This window comes from Bradyrhizobium sp. WD16, from assembly GCF_024181725.1.
Classification (GTDB): Bacteria; Pseudomonadota; Alphaproteobacteria; order Rhizobiales; family Xanthobacteraceae; genus Bradyrhizobium_A.
On sequence record NZ_CP028908.1, the window covers coordinates 629,720 to 644,637 of the forward strand.

At 67.0% G+C, this 14,918-nt stretch carries 16 protein-coding genes and 1 pseudogene; 7 read left to right on the top strand and 10 right to left on the bottom strand.

Annotation, left to right across the window (positions count from 1 at the left end; genetic code table 11):
• Positions 1-272: 272 nt before the first annotated feature.
• On the top strand, positions 273-2,384 hold the full coding sequence (locus DB459_RS02915; RefSeq protein ID WP_253711454.1) for a S9 family peptidase: 2,112 nt from the start codon (positions 273-275) through the stop codon (positions 2,382-2,384).
• A gap of 229 nt (positions 2,385-2,613) precedes the next feature.
• Here the strand turns inward: DB459_RS02915 and bfr are convergent, their stop codons facing one another.
• The 3 genes from bfr to DB459_RS02930 form a co-directional block, all read right to left on the bottom strand.
• Positions 2,614-3,096 (bottom strand): bacterioferritin, encoded by a 483-nt coding sequence (bfr, locus tag DB459_RS02920; RefSeq protein ID WP_253711455.1) that lies wholly within the window; start codon positions 3,094-3,096, stop codon positions 2,614-2,616.
• A gap of 169 nt (positions 3,097-3,265) precedes the next feature.
• Positions 3,266-3,475 carry a bacterioferritin-associated ferredoxin gene (locus DB459_RS02925; protein ID WP_253713403.1) on the bottom strand — a complete coding sequence of 70 codons (210 nt, stop codon included), beginning with the start codon at positions 3,473-3,475 and terminating at the stop codon, positions 3,266-3,268.
• Positions 3,476-3,619: 144 nt separating this feature from the next.
• A complete protein-coding gene (locus DB459_RS02930) occupies positions 3,620-4,018 on the bottom strand; it encodes a nuclear transport factor 2 family protein (protein WP_253711456.1) in 399 nt (132 codons plus the stop codon).
• A 525-nt stretch (positions 4,019-4,543) separates the two neighbouring features.
• Here DB459_RS02930 and DB459_RS02935 point away from each other — a divergent pair.
• The 3 genes from DB459_RS02935 to DB459_RS02945 all read left to right on the top strand — a co-directional run bounded on the left by DB459_RS02935 (position 4,544) and on the right by DB459_RS02945 (position 7,003).
• Entirely contained in the window at positions 4,544-4,855 is a 312-nt protein-coding gene (locus DB459_RS02935; protein WP_253711457.1) for a hypothetical protein, read from the top strand.
• 92 nt (positions 4,856-4,947) lie between these two features.
• Positions 4,948-5,241 carry a GIY-YIG nuclease family protein gene (locus DB459_RS02940; RefSeq protein WP_253711458.1) on the top strand — a complete coding sequence of 98 codons (294 nt, stop codon included), beginning with the start codon at positions 4,948-4,950 and terminating at the stop codon, positions 5,239-5,241.
• A 382-nt stretch (positions 5,242-5,623) separates the two neighbouring features.
• Positions 5,624-7,003 carry a diguanylate cyclase gene (locus tag DB459_RS02945; RefSeq protein WP_253711459.1) on the top strand — a complete coding sequence of 460 codons (1,380 nt, stop codon included), beginning with the start codon at positions 5,624-5,626 and terminating at the stop codon, positions 7,001-7,003.
• Between the two features lie 107 nt (positions 7,004-7,110).
• Here DB459_RS02945 and DB459_RS02950 read toward each other — a convergent pair whose 3' ends face one another.
• From DB459_RS02950 to DB459_RS02980, 7 genes are read right to left on the bottom strand one after another with little or no spacing between them, the layout of a single operon-like run.
• On the bottom strand, positions 7,111-7,830 hold the full coding sequence (locus DB459_RS02950; protein WP_253711460.1) for an ABC transporter ATP-binding protein: 720 nt from the start codon (positions 7,828-7,830) through the stop codon (positions 7,111-7,113).
• Positions 7,823-8,626 carry an ABC transporter ATP-binding protein gene (locus DB459_RS02955; RefSeq protein ID WP_253711461.1) on the bottom strand — a complete coding sequence of 268 codons (804 nt, stop codon included), beginning with the start codon at positions 8,624-8,626 and terminating at the stop codon, positions 7,823-7,825. Before DB459_RS02955 ends, DB459_RS02950 begins: the two co-directional genes overlap by 8 nt.
• A gap of 10 nt (positions 8,627-8,636) precedes the next feature.
• A complete protein-coding gene (locus tag DB459_RS02960) occupies positions 8,637-9,521 on the bottom strand; it encodes a branched-chain amino acid ABC transporter permease (protein WP_253711462.1) in 885 nt (294 codons plus the stop codon).
• 4 nt (positions 9,522-9,525) lie between these two features.
• Complete coding sequence (locus DB459_RS02965; protein ID WP_253711463.1) at positions 9,526-10,401, bottom strand: branched-chain amino acid ABC transporter permease; 876 nt, start codon at positions 10,399-10,401, stop codon at positions 9,526-9,528.
• 25 nt (positions 10,402-10,426) lie between these two features.
• Positions 10,427-11,581, bottom strand: a complete 1,155-nt coding sequence (locus DB459_RS02970) for an ABC transporter substrate-binding protein (protein ID WP_253711464.1) — start codon at positions 11,579-11,581, stop codon at positions 10,427-10,429.
• Positions 11,582-11,611: 30 nt separating this feature from the next.
• The gene (locus DB459_RS02975; protein ID WP_253713404.1) at positions 11,612-12,415 is read right to left on the bottom strand and encodes an SDR family NAD(P)-dependent oxidoreductase; all 804 of its coding nucleotides are present in this window, start codon (positions 12,413-12,415) and stop codon (positions 11,612-11,614) included.
• 5 nt (positions 12,416-12,420) lie between these two features.
• On the bottom strand, positions 12,421-13,191 hold the full coding sequence (locus tag DB459_RS02980; RefSeq protein ID WP_253711465.1) for a GntR family transcriptional regulator: 771 nt from the start codon (positions 13,189-13,191) through the stop codon (positions 12,421-12,423).
• A gap of 153 nt (positions 13,192-13,344) precedes the next feature.
• On the opposite strand from DB459_RS02980, the pseudogene DB459_RS02985 reads away from it, so the two are divergent.
• The 3 genes and pseudogenes from DB459_RS02985 to DB459_RS02995 form a co-directional block, all read left to right on the top strand.
• Positions 13,345-13,776, top strand: a pseudogene (locus tag DB459_RS02985) (SMP-30/gluconolactonase/LRE family protein); the annotation flags it as partial.
• Between the two features lie 33 nt (positions 13,777-13,809).
• Positions 13,810-14,412, top strand: coding sequence for a GNAT family N-acetyltransferase (locus DB459_RS02990; RefSeq protein WP_253711466.1), 603 nt, complete (start codon positions 13,810-13,812; stop codon positions 14,410-14,412).
• A gap of 125 nt (positions 14,413-14,537) precedes the next feature.
• Entirely contained in the window at positions 14,538-14,837 is a 300-nt protein-coding gene (locus DB459_RS02995) for a GIY-YIG nuclease family protein (RefSeq protein ID WP_253711467.1), read from the top strand.
• Positions 14,838-14,918: the final 81 nt, after the last annotated feature.

The following is a 14,918-nucleotide window of genomic DNA, read 5'->3' on the forward strand; positions in this document are numbered from 1 at the left end:
CAATGGGCTGTTATCATCGCCGGCGCCGAAGTTGAACCGATGCAGACGCTGATCCGCCTTGCAGAGATCGCCGCGGCGCGACCCCGCGCCCGGACCTCATGGCGCGAGATGCCGTGCACCTTCTCGCCGATGGCCGGATAATGGATTTCCCGCTGTCGCGGCGAATGACGGCAGAAATGGCCTCGGCACCGTGGCCGATCGCGGTCGCGAGCCCGATGCAATTTGCCCCGCGCCGGCCTATATAGCGGCGAGTTCCTCCCAACGGATTGCCCATGACCGATCGCCTCCCCGCCGCACCGCCCGCCGCACCGCCCGCCGCCGCCCGCCGCCCCTCCAGCGTCAGCCATCACGGCCTCACGGTCGATGACGACTATGCCTGGCTCAAGGATGCCAACTGGCAGAAGGTGCTGCAGGATCCGACCGTGCTCGATCCGGCGATCCGCGCCCATCTCGAGGCCGAGAACGGCTATACCGAGAGCGTGCTCGGCCACACCGCGGCGCTGCAGAAGAAGCTGGTCGCCGAGATGCGCGGCCGCATCAAGGAAGACGATTCCAGCGTGCCGGCGCCGGACGGCCCGTTCGCCTACTTCCGCAAGTATCGCGAAGGCGGCCAGCACCAGCTCATCGCCCGCGAGCCGCGCGGCGGCGGCGACGCCCAGATCGTGCTCGACGGCGACGACCTCGCCAAACAGTCGGAGTTCTTCCAGTTCGGCGGCGCGCGCCATTCGCCCGATCACCGGCTCGAGGCCTGGAGCGCCGACACCCGCGGCTCGGAATTCTTCACCATCCGCATCCGCGACTGGGCGAGCGGCGCCGATCTCGCCGACGCCATCGAGGAGACCGACGGCAGCGTGGTGTGGACCGCGGATGCGTCCGCCTTCTACTATGTCCGCCTCGACGAGAACCACCGGCCGATGCGGGTCTATCGCCACCGCCTCGGCACCGCCCAGGCCGACGACGTCCTCGTCTACGAGGAGCAGGACACCGGCTGGTTCACCCATGTCCATGAGAGCGCCAGCGGCCGCTTCTGCGTCATCGCCTCCGGCGATCACGAGACCTCCGAGCAGCGGCTGATCGATCTCGCCGCGCCGGATGCGTCGCCGCGCCTCGTCGCGGCACGGCAGAGCGGAGTGCAATATTCAGTGGCCGATCGCGGCGAGGAGCTCTTCATCCTCACCAATGCCGACGACGCCATCGACTTCAAGATCGCGACCGCGCCGCTCGGCGATGGCGCGCGCGGGAGCTGGCGCGACCTGATCCCCTGCCGGCCCGGCGTCTACGTGCTCGACCTCGAACTCTATGCCGATCACCTGGTGCGGCTGGAGCGGCGCGACGCCCTGCCCTCGATCGTCATCCGCGACCTCGACTCCGGCGAGGAGCACGCCATCGCCTTCGACGAGGCCGCCTATTCGCTCGACACCATGGGCGGCTACGAATTCGACACCACGACGCTGCGCTTTGCCTATTCGTCGATGACGACGCCGTCGGAAGTCTACGACTACGACATGGCGAGCCGCGCGCGCACCCTGCGCAAGCGCCAGGAAGTGCCGTCCGGCCACGACCCGGCCCATTATGTCACGACGCGGATCATGGCGAGGGCCGCCGACGGCGCCGAGGTGCCGGTCTCGATCCTCTATCGCGCCGGCCTCGCGCGCGACGGCAAGGCACCGCTGCTGCTCTACGGCTATGGCTCCTATGGTCACGCCATGCCGGCATCGTTCTCCACCAACCGCCTGTCGCTGGTCGACCGCGGCTTCGTCTACGCCATCGCCCATATCCGCGGCGGCGCCGACAAGGGCTGGGGCTGGTATCTCGAGGGCAAGCGCGAGAAGAAGACCAACACCTTCGACGATTTCATCGCCGCGGCGAAGGCGCTGATCGACGAGCGCTTTACTTCGGCCAAGCGCATCGTCGGCCATGGCGGCTCGGCCGGCGGCATGCTGATGGGCGCGATCGCCAACCGCGCCCCGGGGCTGTTCGCCGGCATCGTCGCCGAGGTGCCCTTCGTCGACGTGCTCAACACCATGCTCGACGAGAGCCTGCCGCTGACCCCGCCGGAATGGCCGGAATGGGGCAATCCGATCGTCGACGCCGAGGCCTTCCGCAACATCCTCGCCTACTCTCCCTACGACAATGTCGCGGCGCAGGACTATCCGGCGATCCTGGCGCTGGCCGGCCTGACCGATCCGCGCGTCACCTATTGGGAGCCGGCGAAATGGATCGCGCGGCTGCGCGCCACCATGACCGGCGGCGGGCCGGTGCTGCTGCGCACCAACATGGGCGCCGGCCATGGCGGCGCGTCGGGCCGCTTCAATCGCCTCGACGAGGTCGCACTGGCCTATGCCTTCGCGCTGTGGGCGGTCGGCCATCCCGAGGCGCGCTGATCCTCCCGGCACCGCACGCGCCTCGATCCGTTGTCCGCAGGCCCGGGCTGCGAAGGCGCAGGCTTCGAGGGTTTAAAGCGACATGGCCCGGCGCCCTCGCCGCACTGGCGCCGCGACAGCGGCGCGAGGTGACGACGCGCGTCGAGGCTGGCGTTTCACCGCTGCCGCGGAGTACCGGTTCGCCCGGTTGAAGCGGCGATGACGGCGGAAGCGGGCGATCGCAGCGGCCTCAATCGTGCTCCAGCTCGCCGATATGGTGCTGGGAGTAGAGGTTGATGCCGATCCGCTTGACGAGATCGACCTGGGTTTCGAGGAAGTCGATGTGGCTCTCCTCGTCCTTCATCAGCCCTTCGAACAGGTCGCGCGTGACGTAATCCTTGACCGCGTGGCAATGGGTCGCCGCCTCCTCGTAGAGCGCGCGGGCGGAATATTCGGCCTTGAGGTCGCAATCGAGGATCTCCTCGACGTTCTGGCCGATCTGCAGCGGATCGAGCACCTGCAAGTTGGGGAAGCCGTCGAGGAAGATGATGCGATCGATCAGCTTGTCGGCGTGCTGCATCTCCTCGATGGATTCGGCGCGCCATTTCTTGGCGAGATCCTTCAGGCCCCAGTTGTCGAGCAGGCGGAAGTGCAGCCAGTACTGGTTGACCGCGGTGAGCTCGTGCCGCAGCGCCTTGTTGAGGTATTCGATGACCTTCTGCTCGCCCTTCATGGTCGGTATCCCTTGTGGTCGAAAATGATCGAAGCGACGTCGCCGCGCCGCGAGCGCGTCCGTCGCGTTCCATCTGCTCCTTATAGTCAGTCAAAAATTGCCGCGCAAACGCCGGCGCGACGATGACGCCGAGCGAACCGAAGCTCTTGAAGAACTGTTTCAGAACACCTCAACTGCCGCCGTCATGCGCGCCGCGGCAGGTCGACGCACAGGCACTTTGCGCGTCGTCCATGATCTTGCGGATGGTCTGCACGCAGCGGCCGCATCGGGCGCTGCAGCCGAGGCAGCCATAGACCTGTCCGGCGGTGCGCGGCGTCTGGACGGCGACCGCGTTGCGGATGTCGTGGTCGGACAGGACATTGCAGGAGCAGACGATCATGAGCGGGCGCACCGGCGTCGCAGCGAAGTACCGACCTGTTGCTATTGAACACGGCCGGCCGATGCAAAAGGAAATGCGCCGATTTCTAGCGATTCCAATCTGAGCTAAATCAAGCTGGCGATTTTGAACAGCTCTAAACAATACTCACGCGCGCGGCGCGGCATCGAGCACGCCCGGCTCAACCGCCATCACGTAGCGGGTCTCGCGCGCCACCTTGCCGTCGCGAAACTCCATGATGCTGACCGTGAGTTCGGCCTTGCCGCCGCGCCGGGTGAAGTAGTCGTTCACCCACAGGTCTTCCTGGCCGAGCGTCGAGCGCAGGCGGAAATCCACCGGCGGGCCGCCGGCCTCATGGCGGGCGCGGATCGCCTCGATGCCCTCGAGCCGCTCGCCGTTCTGGGGAAATTCCAGCACGGCATCCTCGCGATAGAGACGGCCGGCGGCCTCCACCGCACCAGCTTCCACCGCCCTCCAGTGACGATCGAGCGTGGCGCGCGTGTCGAGGTTTTCTTCGTCCTGGTCGCCGACAGCGATATCATTCATGGGAGATCTCTTCCGGATCCGGAACCTTCCGCCCCCGCCCGCCGGGAGAGTTCCATGGTCCCCGTGGCTCAACTAATTCTAGTGTCCTGTTTCCAACGTTCGTATCCCATTGCAGCAGGCGCTCATACGAACGTTGGAAACAAGGGGACACTAGCATCATTATGATTCTAGTGTGGTTTTGGATCTGACGCTCGTTCGAAGAACTCGCTGCAATACTGAAACGAGCGTCAGATCCACCACACTAGCATGTCAGATGGCGGCGATTAACCAGCCACGCATGGGAACCGATTGAGAACCGGCGAAAATGCATACTCCAGATGAAGTTACGAATGGAAAATCATTGGCTTAGCCGGAACCGGACACAATGCGTGACAATGGCGGATTTGTATCGCATTTTCGTCACAGAGATTCCTTAGCACCTGCAGCAACTCAAGCGGACATGGTGGGAAAATGCGGCAATACGGAATTGCACTGGTATTTCTTGCGGTCATGAGCGCGCCTCTGGCTGCTCAGGAAATGCCGGCGATGACGCCGACGGCCGAGGCGCCGAGCCAGCCGCAAGGCAAGGTTTCGGTCTGGCGCATCGCCGCCAGCGAAGTGGCGATCACGCGCTATCGCGCGGCACTCAAGCTGAGCGCCGCCCAGGAGAAGTACTGGCCGGCGGTGGCCAGTGCGCTGCGCACGCTCGCAAGGCTGCCGCGTGTCGATGAGGACGCGGTGCGCCGCGTCGCCCCGTCGGTGCAGCCGCTGCTCGCCAGCCTCGACGACCGCCAGCGCCAGGTCGCAATGAATCTGGTGCAGCGCGCCGGCCTCGCCCAGTACGCCTCGCTGTTCTGAACAGCGTCACGGATGCAGCTTTCGACGCCCGCGCCTTGCGCGGGCGTTTTGCTATGTGGAATGCACAGCTGATCATCGGCTAATGATGAGCGATGAGCGAATCGGCTGACGACGGCAACTGCGTCTATGTGCTCGGCTGCGCCACCGCGGCCCGCTACCTGACCTATGTCGGCTGGACCAACGACCTGCCGCGCCGCCTTGCCAAGCACAACGCCGGCACCGGGGCGCGCTCGACCCGCGGCCGGAGCTGGACTGTCCTCCATATCGAGACCTACGCGACGCGCAGCGAAGCCATGAGCCGCGAATGGCATCTCAAGCGCGACCGCGCCTTCCGCAAGCAGCTGGCCGAGCGGGCGAAAGCGGGCAAGCGCGGCCGTGACGACTGAAAAGCTGAAGGAGCGGCCGCAGTCTCCGCCGTCATCGCCGGCTTCCAGCAGGCGCTTTGACGAACGTTGGAAACAAAGGGACACCAGCATCAATAGGATGCGGTTTTGGATCTGACGCGCGTACGGAGAACTCGCTGCAATGCTGATACGAGCGTCAGATCCACCGCACTAGGAGTTGACAGAAGACACATCCCGACAAAACGCCTAAAATACCCGCTGAAATGCGCCTCCTTGGCAATGTTCCTGGCCTTAATCTGCCGACGTAAGGGCAGCGAGCCGAACGGGCAGCAAGCCGGAACGCGCAATTCCGGAAACAGGGCATATAATTCCGCGGCGGATGCGGCACGGCGATGCGTTCTCCGCGCAACCTTCTGGATCACAGATGTCCGAAGTCGAGACCATCCCGGGCGACAGAATTGGCTGGACCAGGGTCGTTGCCAGGGTCGCGCCGAAGGTCCTGCAGCTCGTCGACGCCGTGGCCAGAGATCAAGCGCCCGCGCTCGCCGACGAATTCTATCGGGTCCTCCTCCAGGATCCGGAGATCGCGATCATTCTCGACCATCAGGAGGTGGACAGACGTCTGCGCCAGGCGATGCGGGAATGGATCGTCACCCTGTTGTCGAATCCCTGTCCGGAGAAGGTCGCGGACCTGATCGCCTTGCAGAAACGGGTGGGAGAGATTCATGCCAGGATCAAGGTTCGTTTCGATCATGTCCTGCGTGGTGCCCGGATCCTGAAGCGGTCCATCGTCGCGGCGCTCTGGGATCGCGCGACGGACGACGACACCCGAAGGGGCGCCATCGTTCTTGCCGCCACCCTGATCGATCTCGCCATGGAGGAGATGGCGGGCCAGTATTCCAACGCCAGCGAATCCGCCGTGCGGGTGGATGCCGCCTATCAATCCCACACGGTGAGGACCAACGTCTCGCTCGAGCGCGAGCGGCAGCGAGCAGCGCTCTTCGACTGGACCAGCCGGTTTCTGCGCGAAGCGCTGATGACGCGCAGCGTCGACGAGGCCGTGTCGCTCGGGCATTCCGCGTTCGGCATGTGGGTTCGGCACAAGGCCAGGGCCCTGTTCACGGCCGACAGCGGGCTCGCCGAGATCAATATGGCCATCGCAAACATCGACGATACGCTGCTGCCCGCCTGCCGCCTCGCCGAACGCGCGGACGATCCCGTCGAACTGCATCGGCGCGTGAAGCAGGTGCTGTCCGACGTCGAGCGCCTCGGTGCGTCGACCGACGCCATGTTCGACCAGTTGATCCAGCTCGAAGCCGGCCGGGATGCGCTCTCGCTTCTGCTCAACAGGCGATTTCTGCCCACCATTCTGACGCGCGAGATCGAGCTCAGCCGGCGCATCAACGACAGCTTCGCGATCTTTCTGCTCGACATCGACCACTTCAAGTCGATCAACGATCTTCACGGCCATCCAGTCGGCGACCTCGCGATCAAGCACGTGGCCGAGGTCCTGACCTCGATCGTCCGCAGCGGCGACTTCCTGTTCCGCTATGGCGGCGAGGAGTTCCTCGTCATCTGCGTCGAAGTCGACGCGGAACGCGCCGGCTTCATCGCCGAAAAGATCAGGAAAGGCATCGCCGCCAAACCCCTGGTCCTGGACGACGGCACGTCGGTGCCGATCACCGTTTCCATCGGCATCGCGGTCCATGACGGCCACCCTGATTTCGAACGGCTGATCGACCGGGCCGACAAGGCGCTCTATCGCGCCAAGGACGCGGGCCGGAACATCTGCATCACCGGCTGACAAACCGCCGGCGCGCCGCCGCGCTCGGTACGCCGTCTCGTCGCAATCGGGCACCGCGGCGAACGCCCTGCCCTTCACCACCGCCACGCCGTCGCGTTCCGCCGCCGTCACAACCCGAGAAACATGCTGCGGATCTGCGGATGGGCGAGCACCGCGGCGGCGCGGTCGAACAGACTCACCCTGCCGAGTTCGAGCACCACCGCATAGTCGCAGCGCTCCAGCGCCTGCTCGGCGTTCTGCTCGACGATCAGCACCGACAGCCCCTTGGCGGTGAGGTCGCCAATGGTGTCGAACACCAGGTCCATGGCCTGCGGCGACAGGCCGAGCGAGGGCTCGTCGAGCAACAGGCAGCGCGGCTTCGCCAGAAGCACCATCGCCATTTCCAGGATCTGCTGCTCGCCGCCGCTCAGATTGCCGGCGAGCGTTGACCAGCGCTCGCGCAGCCGCGGAAACCGCGCGGTCATGGCATCCAGCTCGCCATCGAGTTCGGCGCGCCTGAGGCGGCGGGTGGCGGCGCCGAGCTTGAGGTTTTCGCCGACCGAGAGCATCGGAAAATTGCAGCGGCCCTGCGGCACGAAGCCGATGCCCCGCTTCAGGCGGGCCAGCGCGCCGTCGGCCGTGACGTCGCGGCCCTCGAAGGCGATGGCGCCGCTGCGGCAGGGGATCAGCCCGGCGGTGAGCTTGAGCAGGGTCGACTTGCCGGCGCCGTTGGCGCCGATGATCGTCGTCCACGACCCGGCGGGCACGGCGAGATCGACGCCGTGAAGGATGGTGAGATCGCCATAGCCGGCGCTAGCGCCCTCGATGCGGATCACCGGTTCAGTCAAGGCCCACCTCTCGCCGCGCCTCCGCGGCCTGCGTCCTGCCGCCCATGTAGGCGGCGAGCACCCGGGCATCCTCGGCGATCATCGCGGGCGGCCCCTCGGCGAGAATCCGGCCGCGGTCGAGCACATAGACGTAGTCGCAGATCTCGAACACCAGCTTGAGATTGTGCTCGACCACGAGCAGCGTGACGCCGCGCTGGCGCAGCCGCAGCAGCTCCTGCTTGAGGCCCTCGATCAGCGTCGGATTGACCCCGGCCATCGGCTCGTCGAGCAGCAGGACCTTGGGCTCGCTCATCAGCGCCATGCCAAGTTCGAGCAACTTCTTCTGGCCGTAGGACAGCCCGCCCGCCGCCAGGCTCGCGAGCCGCGCCAGCTTGATCTCCGCGAGCACGGCTTGCGCGCGCTCGGCCATCCGCCGCTCATGGGCGCGCACGGCGCGCGTGCGCAGGAGTTCGCTCAGGTAGGAAAATCCCGGTGCGGCCTGGGCCGCGGTGAGCAGGTTGTCCCTGACGCTGAGCTCGGGGAACACCCGCAGCTGCTGGAAGGTGCGGCGCAGCCCGGCGCGGGCGATGGCCTGGGGTGCGAGACCTGCGAGATCACGGCCGTCGAGCAGCACTTGGCCGCCGTCGCGCGCCTGAAAGCCGCAGATGCAGTCGAACAGGGTCGACTTGCCCGACCCGTTGGGACCGATCAGCCCGGTGATGCCGCCGGCCTTGACGTCGAGACAGACGCCGTCGAGCGCGGTGACGCCGCGATAGGATTTGCGGATGTCCTGCGCCGACAGCAGCGCTGCGCTCATGTCGCCACTCTCATTTCCCCACGCCTGCGCCGGCCGGCGCCGGCCGTCCGAACCAGGTGCCGAGGCCGCGCGGCAGATAGAGCACCGCCAGCAGCAGGATGATGCCGTAGAGCAGCGAGCGGATCTCCGGCGCGAGGCGCAGCAGTTCCGGCAGCGCGGTGAAGACCACGGCGCCCAGCACCGGGCCCCACAGCGTGCCGGAGCCGCCCAGCACCACCATGACCAGGAGCGGCTCGGAGAACCAGAAGCCGAACACGCCGGGATCGATAAAGGAGATGTAATGGGCGTAGCAGGCGCCGGCGAGACCGGCGAAGGCGCCGGAGACGGCGAAGGCGAACAGGCGGATCTTCAGCGGGTCGATGCCGGCGGCGACCGCCAGCGGCTCGTTGTCGCGCACCGCGATCATCGCCCGCCCCAGCCGCGACGAGACGATCAGGAAGGTGGCGATAACGACGCAGGCCGCGAGCCCGCCGACGAGGACGAGCCAGCCGCTCTTGCCGGCGAGCGTCCGGCCGAACAGCCGCACCGCGGGAATGTCGGACAGGCCCATGGCGCCATGGGTGAGATCGACCCAGTTGCTGGCGACGAGCTGCAGCAGCAGCGTGAAGGAGAGCGTGACGATGACGAAGGAATGCCGCGACAGCCGCAGCGACGGCACGCCGAGCACGAGCCCGGTCGCCGCGCCGATCGCCGCGGCGCAGACAAAGCTCAACGTCGAATCGACATGGGCGAAGCCGAGCAGCGCGGCGCTATAGGCGCCCATGCCGAGGAAGGCCGGCGTGGCCAGCGACAACAGGCCGGAGTAGCCCAGCATCAGGTTGAGCGACTGCACCAGCATCACGTAGATGCAGGTCATGATGGCGATGTGGGCGAGATAGGGCGTCAGCGAAGCCATTGCCTCACACCCGCACCGACTTGCCGAACAGCCCCTGCGGCCGGACGAGCAGCATCACGATCATCAGCGAAAAACCGATGCCGTCGCGGAAGGCGGCGCCGACAAGCCCGCCGGCGAAGCTCTCGGCGATGCCGAGCAGCAGTCCCGCCGCCACCGCGCCGGCGATGTTGCCCATGCCGCCGATGATGATCACGGCGAAGCTCTTGAAGGTGATGTCGGTGCCCATGTTGGGATAGAGGTCGAACAGCGGCGCGATCGCCACCGCGGCGAGGCCGCACAGGGCGGCGGCGATCGCGGCGGACACGCAGGTGACGCGCCGGATGTCGATGCCGACCATGAAGCAGGCATCCTTGTTCTGCGCCATCGCCCGCATGGCGCGGCCGGCGGCGGTGCCGCGCAGGAGGCCGACGAGCCCTGCGAGGGCGGCGAGCGCCAGGGCGGCGGCGAACAGCCGCTGGCCGAACACCAGCACCGGGCCGAGCACCAGGGTCTCGCCTTCCAGCGGCGAGGCGACATGGCGCGGCGTCGCGCCGAAGCCGAGCCGCACCAGGTTCTGCAGGATGATCGAAACCGCGAGCGTCGCCAGGATCACCGCCTCGAACGGCCGGTCGATCACCGGCAGCAGCACGAGGCGGGCGAGCAGCAGCCCCGCCCCGGCCATCAGCGCGACCACGATCGGCAGCGCCGCCCAGTACGGCACCCCGGCCTGGTCGCAGGCGAACCACAGCGCGAAGGCCGCGACCATGTAGACCTCGCCATGGGCGAAATTCACCTGGTCGAGAATGCCGAACAGGAGGGCGAGACCGACGGCGGCGAGCCCGTAACCGAGGCCGACACAGACGCCGTTGACCAGGAGTTGCGAGAGCAGTGCGGCGTCCATCCGTTCGATCCTGTGCGCCCCGGCGTCAGCGCGCCGGCAGCAACTCCTTGACGTCGAGCTTGCCGCCGGCGGCCACCAGATAGACCATGTTGTTGTGGGCCTGGTGGTTGGCGTCGAAGACGATCGGCCCGAGAATGCCGGCGTAGTCGGACTTGGCCAGCGCATCGCGCACCGCCTTGGGATCGGCCGATCCGGCCCGCTTGATGGCGTCGGCGGCAACGAGAACGCTCTCATAGATGCCATAGGCGACGTAATGCGGCGGCTGCTTGTTGGCGGCGACGAAGGCGGCGACGAAGGCGTCGTTCGCCGGATTGTGGTACTGGTCGTAATAGGGATAGATGGTCCAGGAACCGTCGAACTTGGCCTGAGCGATCAGCTCCTTGATCTGCGGCGCCATCAGCGGCGGCCGGCCGACGAGCGGGATGGCGAGGCCGAACTGGACATACTGCTTGGCGAGATTGGCGCCCTGCTGGTCCAGCATGAAGACGGCGATGGCATCGGGCTTGCCCGAGCGCAGCTTGGTGAGCACCGACAGGAAGTCCGCCTCGGTCGGCTTGACGTAGTCCTCGGACGCGACCTGGATGGCGCCGCCGATCTCGCCCTTGAGCAGGGCGACGGAGGCGCGGCCGTAATCGGTGTCCTCGGCGAGGAAGGCGATCGACTTGATGCCGGCCGCCTTGAGCTTGGCCGCCGCCGCCTTCACCATCATGCTGTCGTTCGGCACCGTGCGGAACACCCACGGGTTGCCGCCGGCGCCGGCCTTGGCGGTGATCTCCGGCAGGGTCGAGATCGAGACGATCATCGGCTTGCCCGCCTTCTCGGCCACCGGCATCAGCGCCATGGTCGCGCCGGAGCACAGATCGCCGAGCAGAAGATCGACCTTGTCCTGGTTCAGAAGCTTCTCCGCGCCCGACAATGCGTCGGCGGGCCGGCACTGGCTGTCCTGCATCTCGAAGGACACCTTGCGGCCGAGCACGCCGCCGGCCGCATTGAGCTTGGCGACGGCGAGTTCGGCGCCCCACTTCATCTGCTGGCCGAGAAAGGCGGCGGGACCGGTGACCGGACCGGTGAAGCCGATGCGGACGTCCTGCGCCGATGCGGCGGCCGGCAACAGACAGGCGAGCGCGAGCGCGGACACCAACGAGGAACGCCAACTCGAACGCCAAGCGGACTGGAACACTTCAACCTCCTTTGCCTGAATGGGGCAACCTTATCCTGCGAGATAGCCGCCATCGACCGGAAGCGTAATTCCGGTGATGTAGCTCGCCTGCGGCGATGCGAGGAAATGGACGGCATGGGCGACCTCGTCGGGTTCGCCGAGCCGCCGCAGCGGAACGCGCGCGAGAAAGCCCGACGGCCCTTCAAGGTTGGCGGCTTCGCCGGTCATGGCGGTGCGCACGGCGCCCGGCGCCACCGCATTGACGCGGATGCCGTCGGACGCGAGTTCGACGGCGAGCGCCTGGGTGAACTGCTTGAGCCCACCCTTGGAGGCGGTGTAGGCGGCGGAATTGCCCACCGCGCTGAAGGAATGCACCGAGGCGACATTGACGATGCAGCCACGCGTCGCCCTCAGCGCCGGCAGGAAGGCGCGGCTGGCAAAGAAGGCGCCGCCGAGATTGACGCCGATGGTCCGCGACCATTGCGCCGGCGCCTCCTCGTCGAAGAAGCGCCCGCGCAGCAGCACCCCGGCATTGTTGACCAGCACCGCGCAGTCGCCGAACCGCGCCTCGATGGCGGCGGCGGCCTGCGTCATCGCCGCCTCCTCGGCCACGTCGGCGATGACGCCTTCGGCCTCGGCGCCGTCGGCGCGCACGGCCGACACCACGCCATCGAGCCCGTCGCCGTCGAGGTCGATCAGCGCCAGCCGCGCGCCCGAGGCGGCGAGCCGCAGCGCCACCGCGCGCCCGATGCCGCCGGCGGCGCCGGTGATGACCGCCACCGTGCCGAGGGGAAAGCCGCCGGCAAGACCGCTGTCGCGCGCGCCGTGCCGAAGCCCTGCATCCGCCGCGGTCATCGCGCTCACCGTGTGCTCTCGGTGGTGAACTCCATGGAGAAGCGCGCCGGGTTGTGGATCGAGCGGACGAATTCGATCAGCACGCCCTGCGGCGAATAGAGCCAGGCATCGACCTCGAGGGCGGGCGCGCCCGGCGCCAGCCCGAGCGCGGCGGCGGCCTCCGCCGGCGCGCCGACCGCAGTGATGCGGTGCTGGAGCCGCGTCACCTTCATCCCATAGGCCTTCTCGATGACCTTGTAGACCGAGCCGACCTCGCGCTCGAGCAGCGGCCGGATGCCGGAGAACGGCCCGTTGACATACATCCGCGCCCAGGTGGTCGGGGCCTCGCCGTCCGGCAGATGGCGGGTGCCGGTGATCTGGAGCCAGAAGCCGGTCGGACTGGTCTCATGGCGCAGCTGCGGCTCGTCGGGCGAGGCGACGTCGCGCATGTCGTCGATCCGCATGACGGTATCGCCGCCGAAGCCGAGCGCTTCGACGAGGCTGTTGAGGCGCTGGACATAGGCGTGTTGCGGTTCTGTGCTTACGACCCTGGTGCCGACCTTGCGGACCCGCTCGACGATACCGACATCGGCGAGAATCTGCAGCGCCTCGCGCAGCGAGCCGCGGCTGACGCCGAGCTGGCCGGCGAGATCGACCTCCGACGGCAACGTCTCGCCGACGCCATAGCGGCCGAAGCGGATGTCCTCGGCGAGGCGGTCGGCGATCTGCCGATAGAGCGGCACCCGGGCGGCGTCTCCCGGCGCGATTGGTGGTTGGAGCAGCGTCGTCGCAGTCATGGGCGGGATGCTAAAGGTACAAACCTATCCGTCAAGCGCGGACTTCAATCGCGAGTTGCCGATGTGCGCGGCGGCCACCGGCAGGACGAGGCAGCGCCTGCGAGCCAGGCTACTCTGCCCGTCCTCGGCCCGTGCTTCCGCGAGGGCCATTTCGGCATGCTGCCGGCCAACGGCATCGGGCTGTCGCCCGACGAGAAGACGGTCTATGTGGCGGAGACGCCGACGGCGCGGCTGTGGGCCTTCGACATCGGCGCGCCCGGCGAGATCAGGCCCGGCGAGGTGATCTATCGCGGCGAGCGCGGCCGTCCCATCGCCGGCCTCGGCGGCTACCAGATGTTCGACTCGCTGGCGGTGGAAGGGTGTGGCAATGTCTGCGTCGCGACGCTGGTGTCGGGATGCATCTCGGTGATCGCGCCGGACGGCGCGCTGGTCGAGCAGGTCCCGACCGGGGACATCGTCACCACCAACATCGCCTTCGGCGGACCGGAGCTGAAGACCGCCTATATCACCCTCTCCGGCAAGGGCGAGCTCGTGGCCATGGACTGGCCGCGGCCCGGCCTGCCGCTCAATTTTCTCAACAGGTAACGACGGCGGCGCGCCGCTGCGGAAGGACACGACATGACCTGGCTCGAACCGATCACGCTCGAAGGCCGCTACGGCCGGCTGGACCCGCTGTCGCACGAACACCATGACGGCCTCGTCGAAGCGGTCAAGGACGGCCAGCTGTGGAAGCTGTGGTACACCTTCATTCCGAAGGCCGACGCCATGACCAGCGAGATCTCGCGCCGGCTCGACCTGCAGGCCGCGGGATCGATGCTGCCCTTCACCGTGCGCGAGCCCGACGGCACCATCGCCGGCATGACCACCTATATGAATTGCGACGAGGCCAACCGCCGCGTCGAGATCGGCTCGACCTGGTACCGGCAGTCGTCGCAGCGCTCGCCGCTCAACACCCAGTGCAAGCTCCTGCTGCTGCGCCACGCCTTCGAGCGGCTGGACTGCATCGCGGTGGAATTCCGCACCCACTGGTTCAACCAGGCGAGCCGCAAGGGCATCGAGCGGCTCGGCGCCAAGCTCGACGGCGTGCTGCGCAGCCACCAGATCGCGCCCAACGGCACGCTGCGCGACACCTGCGTCTACAGCATCGTCGCCAGCGAATGGCCGACGGTGAAGGCGCACCTGACCTTCCAGCTGGAGCGGCCGCGGGCGAGCGAGGGGTGAGGCGCTGTCCGCCCCTTCCCGCCGGCACGGATTACTGGGTCGCCCGCTTTCGCGGGCGACGACGACAGAAGATGGATTAGCGCTCGGGCTTGACCGGGCGAGTTAACTCACCGCAGCATGGCGATATGAGCACGCAAGCCGGCTACTGGGTCTATATCCTCGCCAGTAGCGTCGGCGGAACGCTCTATATCGGTGTCACCAATGATCTCGTCCGCCGCGTCCACGAACACCGCAGCGGGGCCGTGGAAGGCTTCACGCAGCGTTACGACATCCATCGCCTGGTCTATTTCGAGCCTTTTGCGCAAATCGAGTTCGCCATCCGGCGCGAGAAGCAATTGAAGAAGTGGAACCGCGCCTGGAAGATCGCGCTGATCGAGGAGCACAATCCTGACTGGGTTGATCTTTATCCCTCGCTGATCGGCTGACCAGCTTCCGTGCCTGCCCCACCCTCCGTTGTCGTCGCCCGGCTTGACCCTGCGAGATTCACACATCTGATCCGCAGCCGG

What these genes read in the sequence shown, in the direction of transcription:
- DB459_RS02915 (WP_253711454.1), top strand. Translation starts at nt 273, where the DNA reads ATGACCGATCGCCTCCCCGCCGCACCGCCCGCCGCACCGCCCGCCGCC.
- bfr (WP_253711455.1), bottom strand. Translation starts at nt 3,096, where the DNA reads ATGAAGGGCGAGCAGAAGGTCATCGAATACCTCAACAAGGCGCTGCGG.
- DB459_RS02925 (WP_253713403.1), bottom strand. Translation starts at nt 3,475, where the DNA reads ATGATCGTCTGCTCCTGCAATGTCCTGTCCGACCACGACATCCGCAAC.
- DB459_RS02930 (WP_253711456.1), bottom strand. Translation starts at nt 4,018, where the DNA reads ATGAATGATATCGCTGTCGGCGACCAGGACGAAGAAAACCTCGACACG.
- DB459_RS02935 (WP_253711457.1), top strand. Translation starts at nt 4,544, where the DNA reads ATGACGCCGACGGCCGAGGCGCCGAGCCAGCCGCAAGGCAAGGTTTCG.
- DB459_RS02940 (WP_253711458.1), top strand. Translation starts at nt 4,948, where the DNA reads ATGAGCGAATCGGCTGACGACGGCAACTGCGTCTATGTGCTCGGCTGC.
- DB459_RS02945 (WP_253711459.1), top strand. Translation starts at nt 5,624, where the DNA reads ATGTCCGAAGTCGAGACCATCCCGGGCGACAGAATTGGCTGGACCAGG.
- DB459_RS02955 (WP_253711461.1), bottom strand. Translation starts at nt 8,626, where the DNA reads ATGAGCGCAGCGCTGCTGTCGGCGCAGGACATCCGCAAATCCTATCGC.
- DB459_RS02960 (WP_253711462.1), bottom strand. Translation starts at nt 9,521, where the DNA reads ATGGCTTCGCTGACGCCCTATCTCGCCCACATCGCCATCATGACCTGC.
- DB459_RS02965 (WP_253711463.1), bottom strand. Translation starts at nt 10,401, where the DNA reads ATGGACGCCGCACTGCTCTCGCAACTCCTGGTCAACGGCGTCTGTGTC.
- DB459_RS02975 (WP_253713404.1), bottom strand. Translation starts at nt 12,415, where the DNA reads ATGACCGCGGCGGATGCAGGGCTTCGGCACGGCGCGCGCGACAGCGGT.
- DB459_RS02980 (WP_253711465.1), bottom strand. Translation starts at nt 13,191, where the DNA reads ATGACTGCGACGACGCTGCTCCAACCACCAATCGCGCCGGGAGACGCC.
- DB459_RS02990 (WP_253711466.1), top strand. Translation starts at nt 13,810, where the DNA reads ATGACCTGGCTCGAACCGATCACGCTCGAAGGCCGCTACGGCCGGCTG.
- DB459_RS02995 (WP_253711467.1), top strand. Translation starts at nt 14,538, where the DNA reads ATGAGCACGCAAGCCGGCTACTGGGTCTATATCCTCGCCAGTAGCGTC.